Genomic DNA, 25896 nt, shown 5'->3' on the forward strand with positions numbered 1-25896 from the left:
GACTCATCGTTGGCAGCTTTAAGCCAAGTTTTCATGTGGTGCTGCAGGAATCACTTTTATTTTCTTTTTGGCAAAACGGTATCGTTTTTCAATTAAGGCATCAGAAGCCAGTAAAAAGAACAGTAGTAAACCTTGGAAAATACCGGTAATCGCGACTGGCAGCTGCATTTGCATTTGCGCCATTTCACCGCCAAGGTAAATCAGTGCCATTAAAAACCCTGAAAGAACAATACCTAATGGATTTAAACGGCCTAAGTACGCCACAATAATAGCGGCGTAGCCATAACCCGGAGAGATATTTGGATTGAGCTGGCCAATCGGTCCTGCTACTTCACAAATACCTGCAATACCCGCCATTAATCCTGAAATGCCCAGACTCAGCCAAACCGCTTTGGCAGATGAAAAGCCTGCATATTTAGCCGCCAGCGGCGCTTGACCGCTAACTTCCAGCTTAAACGCAGTCATGCTTTTACGGATAAAAAACCAAAATAGCGCCACAGCTGCTATCGTAATAAAAATGGATGCATTAACCCGTGTTCCTTCAATAATTAAAGGCAGAGTTGTACTTTCACTGAACATTACGGATTGCGGAAAATTCATCCCCTCTGGATCACGCCATGGGCCATTAACCAAATACAGTAAAAGAAACACGGCTACATAATTCATCATCAGCGTAGTCAAAGTTTCTTCCGCATTAAAATGTGTCTTCAGTAAAGCTGGAATAAGCCCCCACAATGCTCCGCCAATTGCGCCCATAATGACCATCAGCGGTAAAATCCACCAGCCGATTTGATTGTGAAATAAAATGGCGATACCGCCGCCAAATATAGCGCCCATCGTGAGCTGACCTTCCGCGCCAATATTGAATAATTTGGCACGAAAACCGACTGCAAGACCCAAAGCAATAAGAATTAATGGGCTGGCTTTAATGGCCAGTTCACTTAAGCTATAAGCTGTAGTCAGCGGTTCAATAAAGAAAATATACAAGGCTTGAGCAGGACTCACGCCTAAAGCTAAAAAGAGCAGACTTCCCACAATGAGCATGGCTACCAGCGCAATGACTGGAGAAAGCCACTTCATGAGTTGAGAAGGATGTTCTCTCGGTTCTAATAAATGCATCATGTCACCTTAATTCATTGCTTCTCTATGCATGCGCATGGGAGTGTTGGGTTTCTGAGGTTGCTGCTGCAACACCTTGAATGCCAGACATCAATAAACCAATTTGCTCGGCATTGGTGTCTTTGGTCAGCATGGGTTCGGACAGTTTTCCTGCCGCTAACACACAAATTTTGTCACTAATTTCAAACAGTTCTTCAAGTTCTTCTGAGATCACTAAAATGGCTACACCTTGCCTTGATAAATCGATCAAGGTCTGACGGATAAACATCGATGCGCCGACATCTACCCCCCAAGTAGGCTGTGAAATAATCAAAACTTTGGGTTGCTGTAAAATTTCACGGCCCACAATAAACTTTTGTAAATTTCCGCCAGAAAGTGAGCGTGCTTCTGCATGCGGACCTGCTGCCTTTACGCCAAATTTTTCAATACATTGCGCTGCAAATGCTTTGGTTTTATCAAAATTAATTAGGCCAAATTGAGTTAAGCCCTGACGAAAAGCAGTAAGCAATCCGTTTTGATAGAGCGTCATATTTGGCACAGCACCACGGCCTAAGCGTTCTTCAGGTACAAAACCCAATCCTAAATCTCTGCGTTCACCGGCAGTAATTTTGGAAATATCTTTTCCATTGAGAATAATCTGGCCTTGCTTTGTCTGATTTTCTCCAGATAGAAATGAAAGTAATTCTGCTTGGCCATTCCCTGAGATCCCTGCAATACCCATAATTTCACCCGAATAAATATTCAGATTGATATTGTCTAAATTCACGCCAAAAGGATCGTCAGACACGTAGCTGATGTGGCTAATTTCAAAATTCTTTTCCTCAACGCCTGAGTAAGCTTTATGCAAATAAGTTGGCAATTCACGGCCAATCATTAATCGCGCTAGATCACTGGTGCTGTTTTCACTCGGCAGTACATAACCTGTGACTTTGCCGTTGCGTAAAATAGTCGCCACATCACACAGGGCTTTAATTTCATGCAATTTATGACTGATATACAGAATGGAAACACCTTGCGATGCCAGCAGTTTCAGGGTCTTAAATAATTGTTTAACCGCTTGTGGAGTCAGCACCGAAGTTGGTTCATCTAAAATTAGCAGGCTTGGGTTTTGCAATAAACAGCGGATAATTTCTACACGCTGACGTTCACCGACAGACAGCGAATGCACTTCTCTACGCGGATCGACGGTCAGTCCATATTGTTCTGAAACTTGAATAATTTTTTCATGCAGCGCTTTAATATCTATTTTTTCATCTAACCCAAGCAAAATATTTTCAGCAACAGTCAGTGTTTCAAATAAAGAAAAATGCTGATATACCATGCCTATACCTAATTTACGGGCCGCTGCAGGACTATCGATGACGACTTCTTTGCCATTCCATAGAATTTGGCCTGTATCAGCTTTGGCAGCGCCATAAATGATTTTCATCAAAGTACTCTTGCCTGCGCCATTTTCACCTAAAATGGCGTGAATCTGCCCTGCCTGTACTTTTAAATGGATACTGTCATTGGCTTTAAGCGAATTGTAGCTTTTACTGATATTTAGCAATTCAAGCCGAGAATTCAGATGCAGCCCTTCACTTTGCGAAGCCGCATGATCAAGTTCTGGTGTTGCATGTTGTACATTCATAACATTGGCTCTGTACGCAATTTTGATTATTTTTAAATGATTCCTGCACAGTCGCTACTGTGCAGGAACAGTAAATTGAGATAGAAAATTACTTCGGCAAAGCGCCATCAACACCTTTTACGTAATAATTCATTTTCCCTAATGTCGCGTCATTCAGCACCACACCTTTAGCTGCCGCAACAGAACCGTCTTGTTTGTATATTGGCCCTGTAAATGGATGCATAGTTCCTTTAAGAATTGCACTTTGAACAGCTAAAGCTTTAGCTTTCGCAGGCGCAGGAACGGATGGTCCAAAGTTTTCAATCTCTACAGCACCCTGTTTTACGCCGTACCAAATTGCACTTGGCTTCCATGTTTTATTGGCAGCTTGCTGCAATGCTGGGGTGTAGACTTTTTCCCAATGTAAAACTGAGGCGGCAAGATGCGCTTTAGGACCAAATTTGCTCATGTTTGAGTCCCAGCCAAAGGCATAAACGCCTTTTTGTTCAGCTGCTTGAACCACTGCTGGAGAGTCTGTATTTTGCATAAGAACATCTGCACCTTGAGCAATTAGCGCTAATGCTGCATCACGTTCTTTACCCGGGTTAAACCAAGAATTGACCCAAATCACTTTGGTTTTAATTTTAGGATTTACACTTTGTGCACCTAAGGTATAGGCATTAATGTTGCGAACCACTTCAGGAATTGGGAATGACGCCACTACACCTAATGTGTTGGATTTGGTTTTATGACCAGCCACTACTCCTAATAAATACGCCCCTTCATAAGTACGCACATCATAAACACCTAAGTTTTTACCCTGCTTATAGCCTGTTGCATGCATAAATACTGTGTTTGGAAATTGCTTGGATACTTTTTCTATTTGGTTCATGTAGCCAAATGAGGTCGCAAAAATGACTTTATTGCCCTGCTGCGCTAAATTGCGGATGACACGTTCTGCATCGGCAGTTTCTGGTACATTTTCAATAAAAGTCGTTTTGTATTTTCCAGCAAGAGCCTTTTCCGCTTTAATACGGCCTTGATCATGTGAATAAGTCCAGCCATGGTCACTGGTCGGGCCAATATATACAAATGCAGCCTTATCTTGTGCATGAATTTGACTCATTGCCAAACCACTAAGGGTTAAACCAGTCAAAAGCTGTAAAGTTCGCTTTTTGAGATTAAAACTTTTTTTTGCAGGATTTGATTCAAAGGTTTTTAGCATTTTAATTCCCCATAGGAAGTTGATTTTAAATTTCCACTGATTTTTATTTCGTTTGGAAACTTAGTGATGCAGCACTTAGGCTCTTTCTAATAATTTGCAAGTTCTGTTCCAACTCTTCAAAAAAATTAGAACAATCACGTCATTTTGTTATTCATATTTTTAGAAAGGCTTATTCTTTTTTTTATTCTTTTACAAACAATAAGATAAGATTAACCATCAAAAGCCACACCACATCTTTTACTGTTCAAATTTAGCTATTTAAATATTTGTACTGTGATGAATACACAACCGTTATGAATTAATTTTTTAATTTCTCAAATAGAACCGCATAATTATGTATGCATCTTTTTAATCCAAAAAATATTTTTGTTATGCACTATTTTTACACACTGACATATATGCAGAAAAGATATATCCAAGAGATAAATTATGAAAGAAAATAATGATGATATTAAAATATCTGTATAAACCTAAAAGAATATTGTCGATTTATTTAAAATTAATTATTATTTTTATTCATTAAGCACTAGTGCTTAATGAATATTTTAAACATACTGCAATAGATTAACGCTTTTGCCAAAAATGCTGCTGCATCGCGATGGTTTCAGCATCAATTTCTGCGATCGGGCCAATTAATTCAATCTGCTTTTGACCATGAGAAAATACATACTCTGCAGACACACTCATAGTTGGATTTTCACTATGATTGCCAGTACATTCCAGCAAACGGTTTTCAGTCATACCGTAAACAACACGGCCTATATTGGCCCAATAAATAGTTCCTGCACACATGCAGCAAGGCTCTACTGCCGTATATAGTGTGCACTGCCAAAGGTATTCTTGAGTGTAATTACTGGCTGCATTTCGAGCCAGAGTTGATTCTGCATGATTGACTGTATCTATATTGCATTGGGTCATTAAAATTGTTTCATGATCTGGCCCAACTAATACAGCGCCAAATGGATGATTGCCTAAGGCAACAGCACGTTCAGCCACTGTATTAGAAAGCCTTAAAAATTTTAAAATTTGTTCCGGAGCTGGACTTTTCATTTTCTTTACCAGTTAATTTAAACGCACAGAAATGGAATATATCTAGATAAATGCACCTCAAAACTGAGGTGCTACGTAGGGATAAAGCAATGAATTTAAATAATATAGCGCTTGCTTAAGCCCCACTCTGCCAGTATGCGGCGGTATGTTGTCGATGATCGGTCTGCTTCAAAATGCGCTTCCATCGAAACATCTAAAGGCAACTCTTCAGGCTTTTGACTTTCGACCATCTCCTGATCTTCTGCAAAAATTTGCGCATTAAAATCATAGACCGCCTGTAAATCACCTGTGGTATCAAAGTTTCGAGTTAAAGGTACAAATAAGCGGGTTTTGTTGTGCGATACAGGACAGCACGCATTTAGGATTTTCAGCACGCCATCATTTGGAAATTCAACTTTTAAAATTGCAGAAAATGGCGGATAAACATCAAAAATACGTTTCCACAAAAAACCCTCCGGCGCTAAATGCTGCAGCCCATGCGGATAGTTGCTCACACTGCTCACGTATTCTGTATGCAGGCCGTAATCTGTACGTACTGTAGAATATTTAGGCACGGCTTGATTTTCAGAGTCCGCAAAAGAACTGTTATGCACAAACGCAAAATGCGCGACATCAATAAAGCCTTCCAGCTGACGGCCGCTTGAACCGCCAATATCAACATAAGGCGGTAAGATAGATTGGTGTTCTGGATGATCCCATGTATCGAGATCTGGAAAATTCCCTTCTCTTTCATCACGGCTGAATAAGCTTGTCCAGACTAATCCGTATTTTAAAACCACAGGAAATTTGGTCAATTTAAAGCGGTCTGAAATATTGGTCAGTTCAGGCTGCGCAGGAATTTTGGTGCATTTTCCATCTGTGTTGTAATGCAGGCCATGATATGGGCAGACAATTTCTTCTCCATCCACCCAGCCTTTGGTTAATGGCACCCCGCGATGCGGGCAAATATCCCGCACCAACTGAATTGCGCCGCTTTGCGTTTTATACAGCGCCATTTTTACATCCAAAAGCTGTACTTGCTGCGGCTCAATACTGACATCTTCAATACGGGCAACGGGATACCAGTGCTGTGCAAGTATCTCCCAATCTTTAGGATCAAATCCGCTGCAATGCGGCTGACTAAATAAATTGAGAACAGGAATTGCATTCATACTCGGCTCACAGAACTTATCAATAATTTTAAAATCGGTCGCAGTACGCTCATGCCATGTATTGGCGCTGCGTCACTGCTTTTTTTTAAATTACGAATATCGACAAATTCTGTCTATTAGAATGTTTTGTAAATATCATTCTAAAAATTAGAACAGCAATAACAAAAGACTTCATTTTTATGTCCAGCAGCTGACTATTTCAAGTTCATTTCTATTTCTCGTATTTCCATCTAGGTGTTCAGGACTTTGGCATAGAAATCGCTTATCTAATGTAAATTCACCGCTTAATATGTTTGAATCATGATTTTTATTTCTGAGAAATAAGTCCGTGAAAAACAATAAAATGGACTCCCCGATATCCTATGAATATGACCTTTTCCAGATTTTCTGATTATTTTATTGCAGTCGCCAAAACAGGCAGCCTGCGTAAAGCAGCAGATCAGCTTTATATTTCAGTTTCTGCAGTACATCGCCAGATTGCTTTGGCTGAAGAAGAATTTGGCATAAACCTGTTTGAACGCCTGCCCAATGGCTTAAAGCTGACTTTAGCTGGTGAAATGCTCTATGCAGACCTCATTAAATGGCAGAAAGAATTTCAGCAAACCCGCAACCGTTTTGATGAAATTCAAGGACTTTCACGCGGCACCATTGACTGCGGCATGATCTCAGCCTTGAGTGACGGATTTGTTTTAAATTCAATACAGTACATGTATGACAATTACCCGTGGATTAACTTTAACTTCCACGTTCAAGATAGTGAAACTGTGTCCAATTTAATTATGGATGCTGAAATTGATTTCGGTATTTTACTTAATCCTAAAGGCCATCATCAGCTGGATGTGCTTTCTTTTGTAGAAATTCCAATCGGTTTTGTTTTGCCTCAAGAACACCCTTTGGCTCAGATGGATAAAATATATTTGTCTGATACGCTGAGCTATAAACACCTCATTCCGGGTGCACCATTAATTATCCATGATTATGCGCAAACCTTATATAAGCACCATAAGTTTGCACCGCAGCATCATCTTGGATGTAATGACATTCGAATGATGATGTCACTCATTCAAAAAAATCTTGGAATTGGCCTACTGTCCTATATTGATGCCTATCCATATTTAGCCAAAGAACAAGTGGTGTTTAAACCGATACGTGAAAAAGGCTTGTATCCGCTTACTTTAGCCCTATGTGTTGCACCAAAAAGGCAAATTTCACGGGTGTCTCAAATTATGATTAAGCACATTATTGAACAAATGGAGCAGTTAAAATTGGAAGTTTCCCAGTTTCATCAATAGATTATTTCTAAGCGTTTGCGCATAAATTTTTTGGTGCGCATCTTTCCAAATTTCGTCCTTTTAATGTACATAGCATCAATAGTGCCTCCATCTAAGTTCCATTACCTCGCTTTAAATTTCCTTTTGATTAACTGGATTATTGCTTTAAAAGTATTGTGAATTTTTCTGGTTCAATCATTCAGTATTGATCCACTTTTGGTATGTAACTTGCTAAAACCAGTAGGTATCTCAATAAAATCAATGAATCAGGTTTATTATGTCGACCATTTGGTTAAAAAATCCTTTATCAATTTATACAGCAAATGACTCAGATGCCCGCGGCGGTATTGTTATATCATATGGAAAAATTGTCGAGCTGGTTGCTTTGGGCCAACAGCCTAAAACAGCCTTCGATGATACTTTTGACGCAAAAAACTATGTTGTCTTACCCGGTTTAATTAATAGTCATCATCATTTTTATCAGACATTGACGCGTGCTTGGGCACCTGTAGTCAATGTGCCCTTATTTCCATGGTTAAAAACCCTATATCCTGTTTGGGCAAAGCTGACACCTGAACAGCTGCATGCAGCAACGCAAGTTGCTTTGTCTGAACTGATGCTATCTGGCTGCACATTTGCCGCAGATCATCATTATTTATTTCCGCAGCAGCTAACTGATGCAATTGATATTCAAGTTCAGGCTTCTAAGCAATTAGGCATGCGCGTGATGCTGACGCGCGGCTCTATGAGCTTAGGTGAAGATGCTGGCGGCCTACCGCCACAGCATACTGTGCAAGACATAGACACTATTTTGCAAGATTCAGAGCGCCTGATTCAGACATATCATGATGCTTCTTCCGAGGCTATGGTCAACATTGCCCTTGCACCCTGTTCGCCATTTTCCGTGACACGAGAAATTATGCACGAAAGTGCAAAAATGGCGGAAAAATATAATGTGCGTTTGCATACCCATCTGGCTGAAACCTTAGATGAAGAAGACTTTTGCCTAGAAAAATTTGGCATGCGCACCGTAGACTATTTAGAAAGTGTGGGTTGGCTAAATTCACGTACATGGCTGGCGCATGGCATTCACTTTAATGCTGAAGAAATTCAGCGCTTAGGACAAGCTCAAGTCGGCATTTGCCATTGTCCGCACTCCAATATGCGTCTTGCATCGGGTATTTGCCCAACTATGGATTTACTTGATGCTGGTGCAATCATTGGTTTGGGTGTAGATGGTTCTGCTTCTGGCGACGCTTCCAATTTAATTTTAGAAGCACGTCAAGCCATGTACTTACAGCGCCTCAAATACGGAGCAGAAAAAATCACGCCAGAATTGGCATTGAACTGGACAACGCATGGCTCTGCAAAAATTTTAGGCCGCGGCACCAATCTTGGTCAAATTGCAGAAGATTACCAAGCAGATTTAGCACTGTATAAACTGGATGATATTCGTTTCTCTGGCAGCCATGATCCGCTAGCGGCGCTTTTACTCTGCGGTGCAGACCGAGCTGAACACGTCATGGTGGGCGGTAAATGGACTGTTAAACATGGGGAAGTTCAAACACTAGATTTAGACAAGCTGCAGGCAGACCACCGTCAGGCAGCCAAACGCTTGCTGCAAGCTTAATACTTATTTCATTAAAAAAAATCCCGCTTCTTATTAAGCGGGATTTTTTTCTTTGATATTTTAAATCACTTGAAATCCAACGTAATATTCAAGAATTAAGCGGCGATACATCCTCATCGCTTTAAACTCATTAATCTAAAGGGTTGCCAACAATATTGCTGATAATTCCACGCATAATGTGCGGGCCTTGTTCCTTACGCAAATCTTCATACCATTCTTTGGTCACGGCTTCATCTTTCATATGGGTAACATCACAGCGCTTACGCGCGCGCAGTACCAATTCATTGGCGCGTTCATTACGTTTATTTTGATAGCGCTTTAATGAATCTTCTAGGCCTAAGGTATTAATTTGCAAAGCGCGGGCTAAATAGATCGCATCTTCCATAGCCTGACAGCCACCTTGACCAATATCAGGAGTTGTGCTATGCGCAGCATCGCCCATAATCACGACACGGCTTTTGTAGAACTGGGTAAAAGGTTCAATATCATGAATTTCTACACGGTTGGTTGTTTGCGCATCAATGGCATCAATCAAGTTTTGGACAGGCTTACACCAGCCTTTAAAGTACTCTTTAAACAATGCTTTGTACTGCGCACGATCGTTTTCCAAACCCACAGGCAGCGGCACATCAAAGAAAAAGTAGAAACGGTGATCTGCAACTGGCATGAGTGACACGCGCTTGCCTTCCCCCACAAAAGTTGTCCATTGGTCTGCCTGAGCAAGATCTTCCGAAATATCGACTAAACCGTTCCAATTCACATAACCTGCATAGCGCCGTTCGACCTGTTCACCCAAAACGTATTGGCGTGTTAAGGAGTGCGTACCGTCCGCGCCAATCAACAAATCTGCTTTAATTTCTGTGCCATCTGCGCATTTTGCATAAACATGCTCATCATGTTCTTCCAGCGCAATCATTTTTTTGCCTAAATGAATATTTTCACGGCCAAATTCATCCATCAGCATATTTTGCAAATCTGCACGTGAAACTGGATATGGTCGCTGCCCCACTTCTTCAATTAAAGGCAGCAGACTGAACTGCGTCATTTTATCGCCAGTCAAGCCATCTATATACGCAAGGTTGTCCATTTGGCCGCCAAGCTTAGCCACTTGATCCGTTAATCCTAGATAATTTAAGCATTTAACGCCATTTGACCATAAAGAAATTGCCGCACCGACAGGTAATATTTTTTCAGTTTGCTCATAGATGGTGACGGTATGTCCGAATTTTTTGAGTGCAATCCCTGTGGTCAAACCGCCCATACCTGCACCAATAATTGCAATTTCCATCTATTCCTCCGTTGTATATTACTTAATGCTTTCTCCTAAAATGCTAAAAACGTGCCATTTATTTAACGAACGATACATTTTTTATAAAAGTTGGCACACGGTGTGCATAAACAGGTAGCTAAGATATTGTTTTTACGAACGCTGTTAAAAAAATAAGCGTAGATATCTGCACATACAATGATGTAAACAGAAATATGAATGGTAAATAATTATGGCAACATTACTTGCACCAGATTTTGAAATTCCTGCACATTTACAGCAATATACCAATTTGGCAGATACCCGAATTGGTGCAAAAGTACTTGAATGTTCAGATGATTTTTTTGCTGAAGCCAGCCGTATGCTGCAATTTGATGCGCCAATTTTTGTAGAAGATAAATTTGATGATCATGGTAAATGGATGGACGGCTGGGAAACTCGCCGTAAGCGCCATACTGGACATGATTGGGCCATTTTAAAGCTAGGCGTTGCTGGAAAAATTAAAGCATTTGATATTGATACCACATTCTTTACAGGCAATTACCCTGCTTCTGCCTCAGTAGAAGCATGCTATGCACCAAATGGTGACACCGACAATGCACTATGGCTAAGCATTCTAGACAATTCCGTTTTAGGGCCAAGCCAACATCACATTTTTAATGTTAAAAGTGACGAGGTATATACTCATATCCGCCTTAATATTTTCCCAGATGGCGGCGTGGCTCGATTTAAAGTCTATGGCGAAGTCCAAATTCAGATTCAAGACAGTCGGCAGACCATAGATTTACTTGCACTTGAAAATGGCGGTCGTGTCATTGCTTATAGTGACGCTCATTTTGGTCATCCTCGCAACTTAATTAACCCTGGCCGCGGCATTAATATGGGGGATGGCTGGGAAACCAAACGTCGTCGTGCACCTGGTTTTGACTGGTGTATTTTGGCGCTTGGGCAAAGCGGTTCTATTGAAAAAATTGAAATAGACACAGCACATTTTAAAGGCAACTATCCTGCGCAAGTCTCTATCCAAGCAACATATATTGAAAATGCAACTGATCCCCAGCTAATTCCGCAAAGTATGTTCTGGCCTTTCCTGCTAGAAGCGCAAGATATGCAGATGGATCACATTCATGACTATGTCAGCGAAATTTTAAAGCATCAAAAAATCTCTCATATTCGCGTGAACATGATTCCAGATGGCGGAATTAGCCGTGTTCGTCTCTGGGGTAAAATTTCAGGATAAGTCATGACTCAAGACATTCAGCAGATACGCATTCAGCCACTGACTGTAGAAGCTTTTGCACCTTTTGGTGAGGTTATCGTATGTGAAGGCAACGATTTCTTTCACATTAATGATGCGCATACGGAACGTTACCATGCTTTAAGTATTGCAGAAGCTCTGGATGCTACTATTGGGATCAGTATTTTCCGCAATATTAAAAAAACTGATGTTCCTTGCAGCATTCAAATGCTGGAGCGCCATCCCATAGGTTCACAAGCGTTCATTCCTATGCAGGGACAGTCTTTTTTGGTGGTGGTTGCGCCAAATTTAAATGCCGATCAGCCTGATCTGGATCAGATTCATGCATTTATCAGCAATGGTCAACAAGGTGTCAATTACCGAGCTGGCACTTGGCATCATCCCTTACTTACATTAGAAGCGCCGAGTGATTTTGCCGTGATTGATCGAATTGGCACAGGTCATAACTGTGATGTTTACAGTTTTACTGAAAAAATCAGTATTCAGCCTTAATTTTTCAGTACAGCATAAGGCTTGATTCATCAGGCCCTATGTGCGTTTCAAGAAAAATAAGTAGAAGCAATGCTTAGCTCACACGAACGCATGAGGTTGCATCTAATCGCTTTAAATAGAATATTATGTAAATTACCTACTCACATGCTGTTTATGATGTGCAATAACTACCTAATGATTAGAACGAACTCAGGTTATAATGATGACCTCCCAAAATATGATTGATCTATTATGAACCCCTCCAACGACCCTCTACACGGTAAAAAACTTGCTGACATTTTGGATGAATTATTGGATTACTACGGTGGCTTTGAGGGATTAAGTCGTAAAATTGAAATTAGATGTTTTTGTATAGATCCAAGTATTAAATCATCATTGCGATTCTTGCGTACTACTCCATGGGCACGTGAAAAAGTAGAAAGCTTGTATTTGTATGTCTTACGCCAAAAAGCCAAACAGAAATCGTAGATGCTATAAAAAATGAAAAATCATATAAAAAAACCAGCCATCTTGGCTGGTTTTTTACTGTACTGCTTAAATTCTAATAATAAGTTAATGCGGCTGTTTGAGCGTTTGCACAGCCGGCGTTTTTACGCGTGAAAAGCTTAAATGATTAAATACGATGTTCAATAAGATGGCCATCACACATGTAGAGCTGATGCCTGAGTGAAACAAGGTCTGCACCCATTTCGGGAAATTGGCATAGAATGAATGGTCAATGATTGGAATCATGCCTGCTGCGATTGCAGTCGCCACAATGATCAGATTTTTTTGCTCGTTATAATCAATTTTAGCCAAAGTACGAATGCCGCTGGCAGCCACTGTACCAAATAGCACCAATCCAGCACCGCCCAATACAGGCACTGGAATTGCCGCGACTAAACGTCCCATAATTGGCAATAAGCCGAGTACAACAAGAATCATGCCACCTGCGGCAACGACAAAGCGGCTTTTGACGCCGGTAATCGCAACAAGACCTACATTTTGCGCAAATGCGCTTTGCATGAACGATCCAAAAATTGGCGCAACAGCACTTGAAAGCATATCTGCGCGCAGCCCATCAGTGATGCGGTCTGAATCAACTTTAGTACCGACAATCTCGCCAATCGCAATCACATCTGCCGTTGTTTCAGTCATAATCACCAAAGTAACAATCAACATGGCCAAGATTGCACTGACTTCAAACGTCGGCATGCCAAAGGCAAAGAAGCTTGGAAATTGGATCCATTGTCCACTAGCAACTTTAGAGAAATCTCCAAAACCCAATAAATAAGCCATGACCGTTCCAAGCACAATCGCCAAAAGAATAGAGAGTCGGCGAACTGTCGCATTTCTGCTTAGATTCAAAGCAATCACAATGGCTAAGGTCGCTAGCGCTAAACAGATATTTTCCGCACTGCCCCAGTCAGGTGCTTTACTGTTACCGCCCATCATCCAGCGTACAGCTACAGGCAACAGCGACAAACCAATGACTGTAATAACACAGCCCGTCACAATAGGTGGAAAGAAACGGATGATTTTAGAAAAATATGGCGCCAAGAAAAAACCAATTAAAGATGCAACAATCACCGCACCATAAACCGCCTGCAAACCGCCGCCTGATGTAACAATGGCAATCATTGTCGCGACGCCGGCAAAAGATACACCTTGTACTAAAGGCAGCTTTGCGCCGACATATTTAACGCCAATCGTTTGCAAAATTGTCGCGAGACCACCAACAAATAATGCCGCAGCAATCAATAAACCAATTTCTGCTGGAGATAAGCCAGCAGCCGTTCCGACAATGAGCGGCGGCGCGATAATACCGCCATACATGGTTAAAACATGCTGCAAACCATATGCTAAGCTTTTGCCTGCGCCTAAATATTCATGTTCTGGTGATACTGCATTTTTTGGATCAGTCATTTTTCAATTTCCCCCTAGATTTTTAAAATTAATTTATTAACTGCCGCGATACGTTGAATACGCGTACGGGCTAATTAACAGCGGGATGTGGTAATGCTGATCAGGCTGACTGACCGAAAAATAAATCACCGCTTTAGGGAAAAAAGTCTCTGTATTTAATTTTGCAAAATAAGGCTGAATGGCAAATTCAATTGAATATGAACCAGCAGCTAATGCGCCAATGTTAAAATCTGAAACGCGACCATCTGAGTTGGTCACTGCATCTGCCAATAATATTCCATCTTCAGAAAATAATTTTACACATACATCTTGCGCAGGTTTTCCAAGAGCTGTATCGAGAATGTGGGTACTGATCATGCTTGAATCTCCTGAGATAATCTTAATAATGCAATTTCGCCTAACTGCTGTTTAACAATACGCTGTTCCGTTTCTTTATCATTTAATAAGCGGTATTTGAGCGCTTGCAGCACATCTTGGCTATTTAGGCCTGCTGCTTTAATTAAGAAGATATAACCAAATTTTTTTTCATAATCGTTATTGCCTTTAAGCAAAGCATCTTGAGTTTCTTGATTTACGGTTATTGTTGCCTGCTCACGGTCTGAAAAAGCTTGTTCAGTTTTGTTTAATTCTGCTTGCGCTTTTTTTTCGCCAATGCGCGGATGGTTGGCTAAAGCATCTGCCACTTCTGGCCATGTCCAAGTTCCGACTTGCTGTTTTGCCGCAGCCATTAAAGCTTCTGCACTATCAAAGGGCCGCTGCGCTAAAAGCTCCTCTGCCCAGCTCTCAATTTGCACACAGTTCTTAAGAAATTTTTGAGCGTCATCCTTGCTGGATAAGTTAAATTCATTCAATTGCATGGTTTTAAATCACAAATTTATTTATCGTTCATTCAAAATGTAAATTGCAATAACAGTGCCAATCTCACTATGTATATATAATTTATAAAATCAAAAATAAAAAAAAGAGAAGCTAAACTTCTCTTTTATATGATATTAATTTTATTCAGGAAGATGATTTTTATACCAATATTCGGCTATATCATTGCGCTTACAAATCCAAACCTGCTCATGTGACTGTACATAATCAAGGAACCTTTGCAGTGCTTTGAACCGCCCTGGGCGCCCTAAAATACGGCAATGCATACCAATAGACAGCATTTTTGGTTCAGTCTCGCCTTCTGCATATAAAACATTAAAGCTGTCTTTTAAGTATTGGAAGTATTGTTCCCCGCTATTAAAGCCTGCAGGCGCACAAAATTTCATATCGTTGCTTTCAAGTGTATAGGGAATGATTAAATGAGGGCGTTTTTGACCCTCTGCATTGGTCAATGTGCTCCAAAATGGCAAGTCATCACCATAGTAATCACAGTCATATTTAATTTGCGGAAATTCTGCCAAAAGCTTTCGCGTATTTGGGCTGTCACGGCCTGTGTACCAACCGATTGGCGTTTGATCAAACAATGTTTCTAATACACTTATTGCTTGATCCATATATTGACGTTCAAGCTCTATAGGCATGTCTTGATAATGAATCCAGCGCTGACCATGTGACACGACATCGTAATTTGCGTCTTTAATCGCTTGAACGATATAGGGATTTCGTGCCAATGCCATGCCTACACCAAATATAGTCATGGGTAAATTACGCTTTTGGAACTCTTTATGTATACGCCAAAACCCTGCACGTGAGCCATATTCATACATAGAGTCCATAGACATATGCAGGTTTGGATAGCGGGCTGCCCCGACAATATCGGATAGAAATTGTTCCGAACCTGCATCACCATGTTCGATGTGGTTTTCGCCGCCTTCCTCATAATTCAGTACAAACTGAACGGCAACACGTGCTTTGTTTGGCCATTCTACTTTGGGTGGCTGACCATGGTAGCCAATCAAATCTCTAGAATAGTCTTGCTGCTGTATTTGGTTGATGAGGTCTTGCCCACGTAAATAGCTAGTCGTCACTTCTACTCCCTAAATTTGTTATATCAAACAGTAAAATTAGGAAGGATTAAGCAATTAATGCGCCAAAGTATGGCGCATAATTAATTAAAATGCTTATTTATAGTTCAAAACTTATTTTCTAAATTCACTAACAAGTTTTGCAAGCTGTTCCATGCCATAAAATGTCGTTGGAATTTTATCATCAGATGATACCAACGGTGAGAAGATAATATTTTCAAACTTTTCAAAACCTGCTGAATTCTTTTTATGTAATTTTTCAGAATCATCTGCATAGTTATGTATAAATTGACAAAGCGCTATACGCAGTTCGAGCTGCATCATTTGGGATTGAATTGAGCGCTTGTCTTGTAATGAAATTTTTACAAGGTACAAAGTAATTAAAATCAAAGTTAAAAATGGAATTAAAATAAGCCACATAGCTGAAGGTATGTTTCCATTAAAATAAAAAAATCCAAATACAAGGAATGCAAACTCTATAAATGGGATAAAAAACATAGTCGCAGCGACAATGGAATACGTATCCTTTACTTTTTCCAATTCTTCTCGTTTTTGTTCATAAAGTTGCTGAAAACCTTTGTTTAGTAATACGAAATCGTAAGTAATTTTATACTTATCCAACTTCTGCTCTAATTCAATAATAGTTTCTTTTTTTTGTTCAAATGCAACTTCGTACTGTTGAATTTTAGAATCCATTTCTTTTAGTTGATCAGTTAAATCATTCTTAAAACTAATTAATTCATTTAGGTTGCGAATGTCATTCGAATAAAATATTTTTTTAAGAATATTGAATGGAAGATCACGATCTCCAAAATCAATTAAACGCCAATATTCACTATTTTTTAGCTCTAACCCAATCGTTACTAAAAAATCTCCTACTTCAAAAGCACTATTATTATTAAATCCACCAACATTAAACTCATATTCTCTAAGATAGATATAAATTAAGGCTGACGATTGAAAAACTACAGCGATATAATCATTAAGACTTTTAGTTTCTTGATAGTTGTCTAATTTTTCTTTTATAAAATTAATAAAGTTAAATCTATCTTGTGTTCTTGAATAATTTATATGTTCATCGAGCAAAGATAAATCTGTTTCAATTCTAAAAAAGCATTCAACACTATGAAATGCACTTGCTATTTTAACTACTTGCTCAGGCAGTTCGAGCTTTGGATCTTCCCGTTTATTTGTAAGCTCAAGAACTTGTGCAAATGTATTCTTAAATTCGGCGCTCTCAAACTTAAATTGCATCTTATACTCAAATATTATTCTAAATTATCAATATATTCTTATAAATCAAATATTAAATCAATATTTGATTCCTTTAATCTGCCGAAATGCAAAAGAAATGTACTGAACATTAATTTAGTTAGAAATTCCCTCTCCTTTAAGGAGAGGGCTAGAGAGGTAAATTAAAAAAGGAAATACCGCTGCGCCATTGGCAACACTTCCGCTGGCTCACACGTTAAATGAACACCATCTGCACGGACTTCATAAATCTCAGGATCAACCTCCATTACAGGACAATAAGTATTTAACTTCATATCTGCTTTAGAAATATTACGCGTATTCTTGCAAGGTGAAATTAACTTATTCAATTTCAGTTTTTCTGCAACGCCATCATCAATAGCGGCTTGCGACAAAAAGGTAATGCAGGTGTTATGTACACCTCTAGGATGCGCGCCAAACATAGGACGATAATGCACTGGCTGCGGCGTTGGAATTGAAGCATTAATATCCCCCATAGGCGCAGCAGCAATCATTCCACCCTTAATAATCATAGATGGCTTAACGCCAAAAAATGCTGGCTTCCAGAGCACTAAATCTGCCAATTTACCTTCTTCAATAGAACCAATTTCATGACTTAAACCATGCGTAATGGCTGGGTTAATCGTATATTTTGCAATATAGCGCTTTACTCGATTATTGTCAGAATGCGGCGTATCGCCTTCTAAAGGTCCACGCTGAACTTTCATCTTATGCGCTGTTTGCCATGTGCGCAAAATCACTTCCCCTACACGCCCCATCGCTTGTGAGTCAGATGACATCATGGCAATAGCACCCATATCCTGCAAAATGTCTTCCGCTGCAATGGTTTCGCGGCGAATGCGGCTTTCTGCAAATGCTACATCTTCAGAAATTGCTGGGTCCAAATGGTGACAGACCATCAGCATATCTAAATGTTCATCAATGGTGTTGATGGTATAAGGGCGCGTCGGGTTGGTCGACGATGGAAGTACGTTTGGCTGCCCAATTGCTTTTAAAATATCGGGAGCATGTCCACCACCTGCACCTTCTGTATGATAGGTATGGATGGTACGGTTTTTAAAAGCTCCTAAAGTTTCTTCTAGAAAGCCACTTTCATTTAGTGTGTCTGTATGAATAGCAACTTGTACATCAAACTGATCTGCAACCGTTAAACAATTGTCGATGGCAGCTGGTGTTGATCCCCAATCCTCATGCAGTTTTAAACCCACTACACCTGCTTTAATTTGCTCGGCAATGGGTTCAGGCTGACTTAAATTGCCTTTACCCAATAAACCAATATTCATAGGCAAGTCATCTATAGCTTGCAGCATGGTCGCAATATGCCAAGGGCCTGGGGTCACGGTGGTAGCAGATGTACCTGCTGCTGGCCCCGTACCGCCGCCCACCATGGTCGTTGTACCAGACATAAGTGCAGTTTCAACTTGCTGCGGGCAAATCCAGTGAATATGCGTATCAATACCGCCTGCTGTTAAAATCTGTCCTTCACCCGCAATGACTTCCGTGGCTGCACCTAAAGGAATGGTAATGTTGGGTTGAATATCAGGATTTCCAGCTTTACCTATTTTCCAAATACGGCCATTTTTCAAGCCTACATCTGCTTTAACAATGCCCCACCAATCTACAATTAAAGCGTTGGTAATGACGGTATCTGCAACATCTGCCGCCAAAAGCTGTGATTGGCCCATGCCATCACGTATCACTTTTCCGCCGCCAAATTTTACTTCTTCGCCGTAGGTGGTCAGGTCTTGCTCGACTTGAATAAATAACTCTGTATCCGCTAGTCGGACACGGTCACCCGTAGTCGGGCCAAACATTTCCGCATAGGCGCGTCGAGACATTTTCATTTTATATATCCTTTAATCCAGCTTGCCCATCACACGGCCTGAAAAGCCATATACTTCACGCTTACCAGACAATGCGACCAGTTCCACATCACGGCTTTGTCCTGGTTCAAAACGTACAGCTGTTCCTGCGGCAATATTTAATCGGTAACCTTTTGATGCTTCACGATCAAACTGCAAAGCATCATTGGCTTCATAAAAGTGAAAGTGTGAGCCAATTTGAATCGGTCTGTCGCCGATATTTGCCACCGTCATTTTTAAAAACTGGCGGCCTACATTCATTTCTATATCGCCATCTGGCGTAATAATTTCACCGGGTATCATCTATATTCCCCAATTATTTATGTTTAACTTTATTCATGTTTTAAATAATAGGCTGATGCACGGTGACCAGCTTCGATCCATCAGGAAAAGTCGCTTCCACTTGAACTTCTGCAATCATTTCCGCTACGCCATCCATAACATCTGCACGGCTTAACAGCGTCGTTCCATAGTGCATAAGTTCGCTGACGGTCATGCCATCACGTGCACCTTCAAGCAAAGCCGCAGAAATGAATGCAATAGATTCTGGATAATTCAATTTTAAGCCACGCGCTTTACGTCGTTCTGCAACTAAACCCGCAGTGAAAATCAGGAGTTTGTCTTTTTCTGTGGGATTAAGTTCCATATCTTTGTCCTAAAATTCTGTTATTTGTAATGCAAAAATTGTGCTTAAAATCCTCCCTTTTTAAAGGGAGGTTTGGAGGGATTGATCATCTTTCAAATAAGCGCTTTCACTCACTTTTTGGAAAAAAACTGTTGAATAATCAAGTCCGCCAAATTCGTGGAAACTCTTCATCTAAATCAAACCAATAGCGTCTTAATCTGGCACGGATTGCAGCAAAAGCATCATGGCAATGCCTTACATCGTTTCCTAAATAACGTGCGCAGATGACATCTCCTAAAAGCGTCAGCGTTACAGGTACATTCATTCGCATCATTAATTCACGAATTAAATCAATGTGTTCTTCTAATACGCTGCTCGTTCTAAAATGTTCTGGCGGCACAGCCCAAAAGCTGCCCATAACTGCCCTGCCATGCATGCCTAAACATGAACTCAGCCAGCGGTCATTGCCATTAAAACTCAATGTATCTGCAACCAAAAGCTGCTGATCGCGACAAAGCTTAAATTGGTTTTTATAAGCGCCTGTACTAAAGGTTTCTTGTCTGGCTTGACGGCCAATGACCAGCATGTCCCAGCCAATAAAACTTGCGCTTTGATCCAAATGAATTTGGGTTTCTGAACTTGCATTCGCACCATCAAACAGCATGGTTTCTTGCGGCAGCCATTCAAAAACTGCTTTCTGTTTCACCTGAATATAAATGTGCTGATACGCCTGCTTGCCATTGGTTCTGTACCATTTTCCAGCACCGGGCGTGGTGACCAAGGCATGAGCATTATCTTCAGCCCACATATCAAATGTCAGGTGATCCCCACCTGCAATTCCTGCAGGCGGATGGACAATAATGGCATGACAAATAGCTGTTTTTTCAGGCCAAAGCATTTTCTGCACACGCACTGGTCCAGAGTGTTTTCGGTGCTGCAGCACTGTACGGCTGTCGTGTTTGGCAAATCCAAGCTCAAGCTTGGCATACCATAGCTGCGGTAGAATCTGAGATTCTGATGGTTTAGGTACGGCTAAATTTGTCATCGCTGTCTTTGATTAATATGCATGAATAAGCAATTAAAATTGAGCTTTAAGCCAGACCAATCACAGCAACTACAGCGGCCAAAGCACCAATAATTTTCTTGCCATAAGGCACATTTTTTTGAACAAAAGCACCGATGCCTAAACCTGCAGCATAAATCAGCGCCATAGCAGAGACCATACCTAAAATAAGCAAAGCAGCAGAACCTGAATGTCCTAATTCGGTGCCATGAGCAATGCCGTGGAAGCTCGCAAGAAGCACAGCGGCTACTGGCAATACACGGTTAGATTTACTCCAAAGCGCAACAGCCAATAAGGCTAAAGATGCAATAATGCCGTATTCAGCAGCAGCTGTAGGCAATATTGCTTGAGTACCAAGTGTGAAACCCGCAGCAAGTGCGGCAGCTAATCCCACTAGTCCTGCCAATTTCCAGCGCTGATTCGCCGTCCACATTAAAACGCCAAAGGCGATGGCCATTATTAAATGATCTAAGCCAGTAAAGGGATGAACGAAGCCTGACCAAAAACCGCTGTGATGATCATGACCTGCATGCGCAAAAGCCAAAACAGGTAAACTTGCGGCAGCAGCGATAAAAGCTTGATATAGTAAGCGCATAATAATTTCCAGATTTCTTCAATTTTTTTGATAAAAATTAAGCTTTGAATAGCCCTTGTTTTTCAATGAATTCGATAATTTGATTAAGTCCATCTTGCGTTTTCATATTTGAAAATAAAAACGGCTTTTCACCGCGCATGCGTTTTGCATCCTGATCCATCACATCCAAATTTGCACCAACCATAGGCGCTAAGTCAGTTTTGTTAATAATCAGCAAATCTGACTTGGTAATCCCTGGTCCACCTTTGCGCGGAATCTTTTCACCGCCGGCTACATCAATGACGTACAGTGTTAAATCGGACAATTCAGGACTGAAAGTCGCGGCTAAATTATCCCCGCCGCTTTCAATAATAATCAGCTCAAGGCCATCAAATTTTTCACATAAATCATCAATGGCCGCCAAGTTAATAGACGCATCTTCGCGGATAGCCGTATGCGGGCAGCCGCCTGTTTCTACTCCGACAATGCGGTCTGGCGACATGGCTTCATTGCGGGTTAAGAAGTTGGAATCTTCTTTGGTGTAAATGTCGTTGGTCACTACAGCCATATTGTATTTATTGCGCAGCGCATGGCATAAATTTAAAGTTAGGGCTGTTTTACCCGAGCCAACTGGCCCGCCTATTCCAACACGTAAAGGACTGCGTTCTGACATGATTCTTTCCTTCAATGCTTCATTCTTCGTTTTCTACGTGAATAAAGTCAGTAGTGATTTATGTTTAAAATTTTAAGACGCTCAACTCAAAATGCTTTTCTTTTAAGATCTGAACAATCTGGAATATAAAGTTTCATGCGACATGCTGAGCATTGCGTATTGCGGCAATGCACTGCTCAGTTCATCGTCTTGCAGCGTTAAAGCGCTTTCTACTGCTTGCGGAATTAAGCCATGCAAATGCCAAACAATCCGCTGACCGCTCATTTGCCCTAACGGCACGGTTTTTACGGCAGCCAATACTTGGTTTTCCAACACAGTAAAGCTATATGCCGTTAAAACATCCGTTGGGTTAAGCGCCAAAGTGCCGCACAAATGCGCATATACAGGAACAAAGCCAAACTGCTTCTTCACTTCGACTTTTTGTTTCAGCACATCTCTAATCCAAGCATTCAAAGAAAATGCCAACTGCTGCGATTCTGCGAGTAATTCTTTCGATTCACGGCTGGCTTTGTAAAAATTTGCCCAATATAAAAATTGCTGTTCATCTGCATGGTGCTGCATTAGGCGCTGTAAAATAGGCAATTCAAAACGCACTAAAAGCATCTCCAATACTTCTTCAAAGTAGGCAATGCTGGAGGCTTCATCATGAATAAGCCCTTGATCTATGGCGCTTTCAACACCTTGTGAATAACAGTACGCGCCTATCGGCAACGCCGTAGAAGATAAGGTCAGCAGGCTTAATAGCTGTGAAGCATTAGTGACTGACATGATGCAAAGCTTTAATTGGGCTTAGACGGTGATCATGCTGGTGCTGTGCATATGCACCGCTTTCAGGTTCAAAAGGATGTTCAACTTCATTTACGGCTAAACCCAACCCTACAATCATTTCTGCAAGTACATGATCGGGTTCAAAATATAATGCCTCTGGCGTTAGCATTAATGGTACATGGCGGTTGCCTAAATGGTAGGCAGCTTTTAGTAAATCGAAACTGTTATGAGAAGATACTTGCATTAATTTTTCTGCTTTGGCATCTACACGTAGAATTTCACCCGCATCAGTCGCTATATATGAACCGCTGCGTAAAATTCCTGTGCGCGGCAAATCTGCACCAATATCGTGCCCATTTTTTAAAGTTGCACGAAAACGGCTCTTTTGGCGGGTATCAAAACTAAGTTCTATCGATTCTGCTTCAATGTCTTTAGTTGTAAGCTCTAATCGCTGAGTATAAATTTTCATGCTCTTCCATTTTTTAAAGCATTACAGGAAAAGTGTTCCATTTTGATGCTTGAATTTCATTTATAAACAAATGTTTGCTTTAAAATATTGCATTTATCGTGCCAATTTTTAGAATAAAAGTTAGATTGGGTGTACTAATTATTAGAATAGATTGTTAAATAGACTGATTAGATTTATGCATAATCTTAAGGATAAACGCTGTTTTAACCGCGATCAGGCCTTCTGCTGAAATTTAAAAAATGCCCCCATGAGCAAGCTGCGGGAATGTCTCAGCTTTGCATATTCTTATTAATTTTTTTTTGAGATTTTGCTGAAAGAAATCAACTGCAGCAAAGCAGTTGATTGGTTTAGAAAACAATTTACATCTCAAATAAAGCAGTCAGCTCTATCAATAGGATGCTCAAGACAGCCGATTTCTAAACAGCCAAGCCGCCAGCGGCAAAGTCAATACTACTAAAACAGCCATAGGAACAAAATTCCATTTCACTTGTGAAATAGTTGCGCCTTCCAGATACACGCGCTGAATCAGATCTAAGCCAAATCTTAAAGGATTGGCATAGGTCAATATTTCTAAAAGATGCGGAATGTTCTGTACTGGGGTCAGCAAACCCGACAGCAGCATCATAGGCATAATCAAGAAAAAGGTATACAGCATTGCCTGCTGCATATTTAAAGACACTGCAGATATCGACAGTCCAACGCCGACAACTGCAATATTGAAACACAATAAGCCAAAATACAGTAAAGCCAATGAACCGTTCATTGGGATCTGGAACCAAAACATGATGATCAGCAGAATGATGGTCGACTGCATCAATCCAACAAAAATTGGCGGCAATGCCTTGCCAATCATAATGTGCAATGGCGTATACGGTGTAACCAAAAGCTGGTCAAATGTGCCCTGTTCCCGCTCACGGGCCACGGATAAGGCAGACAGCAGCAAGGTTTGCATCATGCTTAAGGCAGCAATTAATGATGGCATTAAGCCCCAGCGTGATTCTGCATTGGGGTTATACCAAACACGTGTTTGAATATTGACACTGGAAACAGCGCCAGTTCGCTCTTGATTGACTTGCGCCACCACATTATTGATATAGGAACCCGCCATACTGGCCGTTGACGAGTTTCGTCCATCTAAAATAACCTGTATGGCCGAGCTTTGCCCCTGATTCAGCTTATTTTCAAAATCGCTAGGAATAGTGATAACAGCCAAAGCCTGCCGGTCATCAATGACTTGCTGAATCTGACTGTTATTTTGCAAGGTTGCTGTACGCTTGAAGATGCCGGAACCATCCAAATGCTGCAACAATTGCGCTGATGCCTGACCATGGCTCTGATCTAATACCGCATATTCCACATGATTCACGTCATAGCTGGCAGCATAGCCAAACAGTAATGCCTGAATCAGTGCTGGCGCAATTAAAATCGTTCGATTGGCTGGATCACTGAAAATTGTTAAAAATTCTTTTTTAACCAAAACCATCAAGTAATTCAGCCATGCAAAAATAGATGTCATTTTGAATCACCTCAAGCGCTTTTTCAGTGAAATGCAGGATGCAGCCGTCAGAACAACAATATAAATCATCAAAATACTGCATTCTTTAAACCACAGCTGCCAGTCATCCCCGCCTAAAAACAGTGTTTTAATTAGAGTCATAAAATGTGTAGCCGGCAGTATTTGACTGATGATTTGTACAGCAAGCGGCAGATTTCGAGTATCAAAGACAAAACCAGAAAGCATCATTGCAGGCATAAAACTGGCCAATAAAGCCATTTGGCTGGCCTGAAACTGGCTTTGCGAAAGACCTGAAATAGTTAAACCCAGCAGTAAAGACACCAGTAAATATAAAAAAGAAGCGCTGACGATGGACAGCAAAGAACCGCGGATAGGCACATCAAAAATCAGCGATGCAGCCAAAAGGCACACTGCAATATCAATAACACCGATAACGATATAGGGTGTAAGTTTGGCTAAGACCATTTCTAAAGGCCGAACTGGGGTAACAAATAATGCTTCCAGCGTACCTCGCTCACGTTCCCGCGCGATTAAAAGCCCTGTCAGAAATGCGCCAACTAAAGTCAAAATCAGTACAATTAAGCCTGGTACTAAAAACCAAGTACTGTTCGCAGACTCATTAAACCAAATGCGCTGTTCAACATTGATGGTTCCCACTGTGCTGACAGCATTGCTGCGGTCTGTCTGAATAGCTTGCGCCGAGGCGAACGCGCCAGAAATATAGCCCTGTAAAGCGGAAGCGATGCTGGTAGAGCGCCCATTGGTAATAATTTGGATATCTGCTGAGCCATTTTCACGCTGTGCTGCAAAATCTGATGGCACATTAACAATGGCATCAATCTCAGCGCGTCCCATAGCGTCTTGTGCATCATGAAAATTGCTGAAAGGCGTTACGGATAAATAACTGCTGCCATTTAAACCTGAAATCAGCTGATCACTTTGCGGCGTACTATTTTGCACCACCACACCCATGCGGCCATTGCTTAAATCGAAAGACAAGCCGTATCCAAACAGTAAAATCAGAATCATCGGCAAAATGAGGCCAATCGCCATACTGCTTTTATCACGCAGCAGCTGATTGCTTTCTTTACCGATTAAAGCTTTTAAACGTCGGAAAAAAGCGTTAACACTCATGC

At 40.9% G+C, this 25896-nt stretch carries 26 protein-coding genes; 5 read left to right on the forward strand and 21 right to left on the reverse strand.

The window, feature by feature from the left end:
* Positions 1 to 18: 18 nt before the first annotated feature.
* From B9T34_RS03325 to B9T34_RS03345, 5 genes are all read right to left on the reverse strand, one after another.
* On the reverse strand, positions 19 to 1119 hold the full coding sequence (locus B9T34_RS03325) for an ABC transporter permease (protein ID WP_086212049.1): 1101 nt from the start codon (positions 1117 to 1119) through the stop codon (positions 19 to 21).
* Between the two features lie 25 nt (positions 1120 to 1144).
* Positions 1145 to 2749 carry an ABC transporter ATP-binding protein gene (locus tag B9T34_RS03330; protein ID WP_086211753.1) on the reverse strand — a complete coding sequence of 535 codons (1605 nt, stop codon included), beginning with the start codon at positions 2747 to 2749 and terminating at the stop codon, positions 1145 to 1147.
* An 88-nt stretch (positions 2750 to 2837) separates the two neighbouring features.
* Positions 2838 to 3953 (reverse strand): BMP family ABC transporter substrate-binding protein, encoded by a 1116-nt coding sequence (locus tag B9T34_RS03335; protein WP_086211754.1) that lies wholly within the window; start codon positions 3951 to 3953, stop codon positions 2838 to 2840.
* 564 nt (positions 3954 to 4517) lie between these two features.
* On the reverse strand, positions 4518 to 5003 hold the full coding sequence (locus B9T34_RS03340) for a nucleoside deaminase (protein ID WP_086211755.1): 486 nt from the start codon (positions 5001 to 5003) through the stop codon (positions 4518 to 4520).
* A 95-nt stretch (positions 5004 to 5098) separates the two neighbouring features.
* Entirely contained in the window at positions 5099 to 6154 is a 1056-nt protein-coding gene (locus tag B9T34_RS03345) for an aromatic ring-hydroxylating oxygenase subunit alpha (RefSeq protein ID WP_086211756.1), read from the reverse strand.
* Between the two features lie 362 nt (positions 6155 to 6516).
* Between B9T34_RS03345 and B9T34_RS03350 the strand changes: the two genes are divergently transcribed.
* Positions 6517 to 7446 carry a LysR family transcriptional regulator gene (locus tag B9T34_RS03350; RefSeq protein ID WP_086211757.1) on the forward strand — a complete coding sequence of 310 codons (930 nt, stop codon included), beginning with the start codon at positions 6517 to 6519 and terminating at the stop codon, positions 7444 to 7446.
* Positions 7447 to 7702: 256 nt separating this feature from the next.
* Entirely contained in the window at positions 7703 to 9055 is a 1353-nt protein-coding gene (locus B9T34_RS03355; RefSeq protein ID WP_086211758.1) for an 8-oxoguanine deaminase, read from the forward strand.
* Between the two features lie 130 nt (positions 9056 to 9185).
* Here the strand turns inward: B9T34_RS03355 and hpxO are convergent, their stop codons facing one another.
* Positions 9186 to 10343, reverse strand: a complete 1158-nt coding sequence (gene hpxO / locus B9T34_RS03360) for an FAD-dependent urate hydroxylase HpxO (protein ID WP_086211759.1) — start codon at positions 10341 to 10343, stop codon at positions 9186 to 9188.
* 211 nt (positions 10344 to 10554) lie between these two features.
* Here hpxO and alc point away from each other — a divergent pair, with 211 nt between their 5' ends.
* The 3 genes from alc to B9T34_RS03375 all read left to right on the forward strand — a co-directional run bounded on the left by alc (position 10555) and on the right by B9T34_RS03375 (position 12540).
* Entirely contained in the window at positions 10555 to 11562 is a 1008-nt protein-coding gene (gene alc / locus B9T34_RS03365; RefSeq protein ID WP_086211760.1) for an allantoicase, read from the forward strand.
* A gap of 3 nt (positions 11563 to 11565) precedes the next feature.
* The gene (locus B9T34_RS03370; protein WP_086211761.1) at positions 11566 to 12072 is read left to right on the forward strand and encodes an ureidoglycolate lyase; all 507 of its coding nucleotides are present in this window, start codon (positions 11566 to 11568) and stop codon (positions 12070 to 12072) included.
* Between the two features lie 231 nt (positions 12073 to 12303).
* Positions 12304 to 12540, forward strand: a complete 237-nt coding sequence (locus tag B9T34_RS03375) for a VF530 family DNA-binding protein (RefSeq protein WP_086211762.1) — start codon at positions 12304 to 12306, stop codon at positions 12538 to 12540.
* An 84-nt stretch (positions 12541 to 12624) separates the two neighbouring features.
* Here B9T34_RS03375 and B9T34_RS03380 read toward each other — a convergent pair whose 3' ends face one another.
* From B9T34_RS03380 to B9T34_RS03450, 15 genes are all read right to left on the reverse strand, one after another.
* Positions 12625 to 13977 (reverse strand): nucleobase:cation symporter-2 family protein, encoded by a 1353-nt coding sequence (locus B9T34_RS03380; protein ID WP_086211763.1) that lies wholly within the window; start codon positions 13975 to 13977, stop codon positions 12625 to 12627.
* A gap of 36 nt (positions 13978 to 14013) precedes the next feature.
* Positions 14014 to 14334: a hydroxyisourate hydrolase gene (uraH, locus tag B9T34_RS03385; RefSeq protein WP_086211764.1), complete on the reverse strand. Its 321-nt coding sequence runs from the start codon at positions 14332 to 14334 to the stop codon at positions 14014 to 14016.
* Positions 14331 to 14834 carry a 2-oxo-4-hydroxy-4-carboxy-5-ureidoimidazoline decarboxylase gene (gene uraD / locus B9T34_RS03390; protein WP_086211765.1) on the reverse strand — a complete coding sequence of 168 codons (504 nt, stop codon included), beginning with the start codon at positions 14832 to 14834 and terminating at the stop codon, positions 14331 to 14333. Before uraD ends, uraH begins: the two co-directional genes overlap by 4 nt.
* Positions 14835 to 14975: 141 nt before the next feature.
* Positions 14976 to 15941, reverse strand: coding sequence for an allantoinase PuuE (gene puuE / locus B9T34_RS03395; protein ID WP_086211766.1), 966 nt, complete (start codon positions 15939 to 15941; stop codon positions 14976 to 14978).
* A gap of 111 nt (positions 15942 to 16052) precedes the next feature.
* Positions 16053 to 17192 (reverse strand): hypothetical protein, encoded by a 1140-nt coding sequence (locus tag B9T34_RS18980; RefSeq protein WP_086211767.1) that lies wholly within the window; start codon positions 17190 to 17192, stop codon positions 16053 to 16055.
* Positions 17193 to 17353: 161 nt separating this feature from the next.
* Positions 17354 to 19054 (reverse strand): urease subunit alpha, encoded by a 1701-nt coding sequence (gene ureC, locus B9T34_RS03405; RefSeq protein WP_086211768.1) that lies wholly within the window; start codon positions 19052 to 19054, stop codon positions 17354 to 17356.
* A gap of 12 nt (positions 19055 to 19066) precedes the next feature.
* Entirely contained in the window at positions 19067 to 19375 is a 309-nt protein-coding gene (locus B9T34_RS03410) for an urease subunit beta (RefSeq protein WP_086211769.1), read from the reverse strand.
* Between the two features lie 40 nt (positions 19376 to 19415).
* Positions 19416 to 19718 carry an urease subunit gamma gene (gene ureA, locus B9T34_RS03415; RefSeq protein ID WP_086211770.1) on the reverse strand — a complete coding sequence of 101 codons (303 nt, stop codon included), beginning with the start codon at positions 19716 to 19718 and terminating at the stop codon, positions 19416 to 19418.
* Positions 19719 to 19857: 139 nt separating this feature from the next.
* The gene (locus B9T34_RS03420) at positions 19858 to 20742 is read right to left on the reverse strand and encodes an urease accessory protein UreD (RefSeq protein ID WP_086211771.1); all 885 of its coding nucleotides are present in this window, start codon (positions 20740 to 20742) and stop codon (positions 19858 to 19860) included.
* 46 nt (positions 20743 to 20788) lie between these two features.
* Complete coding sequence (locus B9T34_RS03425) at positions 20789 to 21355, reverse strand: HupE/UreJ family protein (RefSeq protein ID WP_086211772.1); 567 nt, start codon at positions 21353 to 21355, stop codon at positions 20789 to 20791.
* Positions 21356 to 21392: 37 nt separating this feature from the next.
* Positions 21393 to 22007, reverse strand: a complete 615-nt coding sequence (gene ureG, locus B9T34_RS03430) for an urease accessory protein UreG (protein WP_086211773.1) — start codon at positions 22005 to 22007, stop codon at positions 21393 to 21395.
* A 102-nt stretch (positions 22008 to 22109) separates the two neighbouring features.
* Positions 22110 to 22775: an urease accessory protein UreF gene (locus tag B9T34_RS03435; RefSeq protein WP_086211774.1), complete on the reverse strand. Its 666-nt coding sequence runs from the start codon at positions 22773 to 22775 to the stop codon at positions 22110 to 22112.
* Positions 22762 to 23244 (reverse strand): urease accessory protein UreE, encoded by a 483-nt coding sequence (ureE, locus tag B9T34_RS03440; protein WP_086211775.1) that lies wholly within the window; start codon positions 23242 to 23244, stop codon positions 22762 to 22764. Before ureE ends, B9T34_RS03435 begins: the two co-directional genes overlap by 14 nt.
* Positions 23245 to 23644: 400 nt before the next feature.
* A complete protein-coding gene (locus B9T34_RS03445; protein ID WP_086211776.1) occupies positions 23645 to 24760 on the reverse strand; it encodes an ABC transporter permease in 1116 nt (371 codons plus the stop codon).
* Between the two features lie 6 nt (positions 24761 to 24766).
* Entirely contained in the window at positions 24767 to 25894 is a 1128-nt protein-coding gene (locus B9T34_RS03450) for an ABC transporter permease (RefSeq protein WP_086211777.1), read from the reverse strand.
* Positions 25895 to 25896 lie beyond the last annotated feature (2 nt).

The sequence above is a fragment of the Acinetobacter sp. ANC 3813 genome, assembly GCF_002135435.1.
GTDB lineage: Bacteria > Pseudomonadota > Gammaproteobacteria > Pseudomonadales > Moraxellaceae > Acinetobacter.

Excerpts from the sequence above, each read along its gene's own strand:
- ureA (WP_086211770.1), bottom strand. The coding sequence starts at position 19,718 with ATGGAACTTAATCCCACAGAAAAAGACAAACTCCTGATTTTCACTGCG.
- ureG (WP_086211773.1), bottom strand. The coding sequence starts at position 22,007 with ATGTCAGAACGCAGTCCTTTACGTGTTGGAATAGGCGGGCCAGTTGGC.
- B9T34_RS03375 (WP_086211762.1), top strand. The coding sequence starts at position 12,304 with ATGAACCCCTCCAACGACCCTCTACACGGTAAAAAACTTGCTGACATT.
- uraH (WP_086211764.1), bottom strand. The coding sequence starts at position 14,334 with ATGATCAGTACCCACATTCTCGATACAGCTCTTGGAAAACCTGCGCAA.
- hpxO (WP_086211759.1), bottom strand. The coding sequence starts at position 10,343 with ATGGAAATTGCAATTATTGGTGCAGGTATGGGCGGTTTGACCACAGGG.
- ureE (WP_086211775.1), bottom strand. The coding sequence starts at position 23,244 with ATGAAAATTTATACTCAGCGATTAGAGCTTACAACTAAAGACATTGAA.
- B9T34_RS03350 (WP_086211757.1), top strand. The coding sequence starts at position 6,517 with ATGAATATGACCTTTTCCAGATTTTCTGATTATTTTATTGCAGTCGCC.
- B9T34_RS03355 (WP_086211758.1), top strand. The coding sequence starts at position 7,703 with ATGTCGACCATTTGGTTAAAAAATCCTTTATCAATTTATACAGCAAAT.
- B9T34_RS03330 (WP_086211753.1), bottom strand. The coding sequence starts at position 2,749 with ATGAATGTACAACATGCAACACCAGAACTTGATCATGCGGCTTCGCAA.
- B9T34_RS03450 (WP_086211777.1), bottom strand. The coding sequence starts at position 25,894 with ATGAGTGTTAACGCTTTTTTCCGACGTTTAAAAGCTTTAATCGGTAAA.
- B9T34_RS03370 (WP_086211761.1), top strand. The coding sequence starts at position 11,566 with ATGACTCAAGACATTCAGCAGATACGCATTCAGCCACTGACTGTAGAA.
- B9T34_RS03445 (WP_086211776.1), bottom strand. The coding sequence starts at position 24,760 with ATGACATCTATTTTTGCATGGCTGAATTACTTGATGGTTTTGGTTAAA.
- B9T34_RS03420 (WP_086211771.1), bottom strand. The coding sequence starts at position 20,742 with ATGACAAATTTAGCCGTACCTAAACCATCAGAATCTCAGATTCTACCG.
- B9T34_RS03340 (WP_086211755.1), bottom strand. The coding sequence starts at position 5,003 with ATGAAAAGTCCAGCTCCGGAACAAATTTTAAAATTTTTAAGGCTTTCT.
- alc (WP_086211760.1), top strand. The coding sequence starts at position 10,555 with ATGGCAACATTACTTGCACCAGATTTTGAAATTCCTGCACATTTACAG.
- B9T34_RS03425 (WP_086211772.1), bottom strand. The coding sequence starts at position 21,355 with ATGCGCTTACTATATCAAGCTTTTATCGCTGCTGCCGCAAGTTTACCT.
- B9T34_RS03345 (WP_086211756.1), bottom strand. The coding sequence starts at position 6,154 with ATGAATGCAATTCCTGTTCTCAATTTATTTAGTCAGCCGCATTGCAGC.
- B9T34_RS03325 (WP_086212049.1), bottom strand. The coding sequence starts at position 1,119 with ATGCATTTATTAGAACCGAGAGAACATCCTTCTCAACTCATGAAGTGG.
- uraD (WP_086211765.1), bottom strand. The coding sequence starts at position 14,834 with ATGCAATTGAATGAATTTAACTTATCCAGCAAGGATGACGCTCAAAAA.
- B9T34_RS18980 (WP_086211767.1), bottom strand. The coding sequence starts at position 17,192 with ATGCAATTTAAGTTTGAGAGCGCCGAATTTAAGAATACATTTGCACAA.
- B9T34_RS03410 (WP_086211769.1), bottom strand. The coding sequence starts at position 19,375 with ATGATACCCGGTGAAATTATTACGCCAGATGGCGATATAGAAATGAAT.
- B9T34_RS03380 (WP_086211763.1), bottom strand. The coding sequence starts at position 13,977 with ATGACTGATCCAAAAAATGCAGTATCACCAGAACATGAATATTTAGGC.
- B9T34_RS03335 (WP_086211754.1), bottom strand. The coding sequence starts at position 3,953 with ATGCTAAAAACCTTTGAATCAAATCCTGCAAAAAAAAGTTTTAATCTC.
- B9T34_RS03435 (WP_086211774.1), bottom strand. The coding sequence starts at position 22,775 with ATGTCAGTCACTAATGCTTCACAGCTATTAAGCCTGCTGACCTTATCT.
- ureC (WP_086211768.1), bottom strand. The coding sequence starts at position 19,054 with ATGAAAATGTCTCGACGCGCCTATGCGGAAATGTTTGGCCCGACTACG.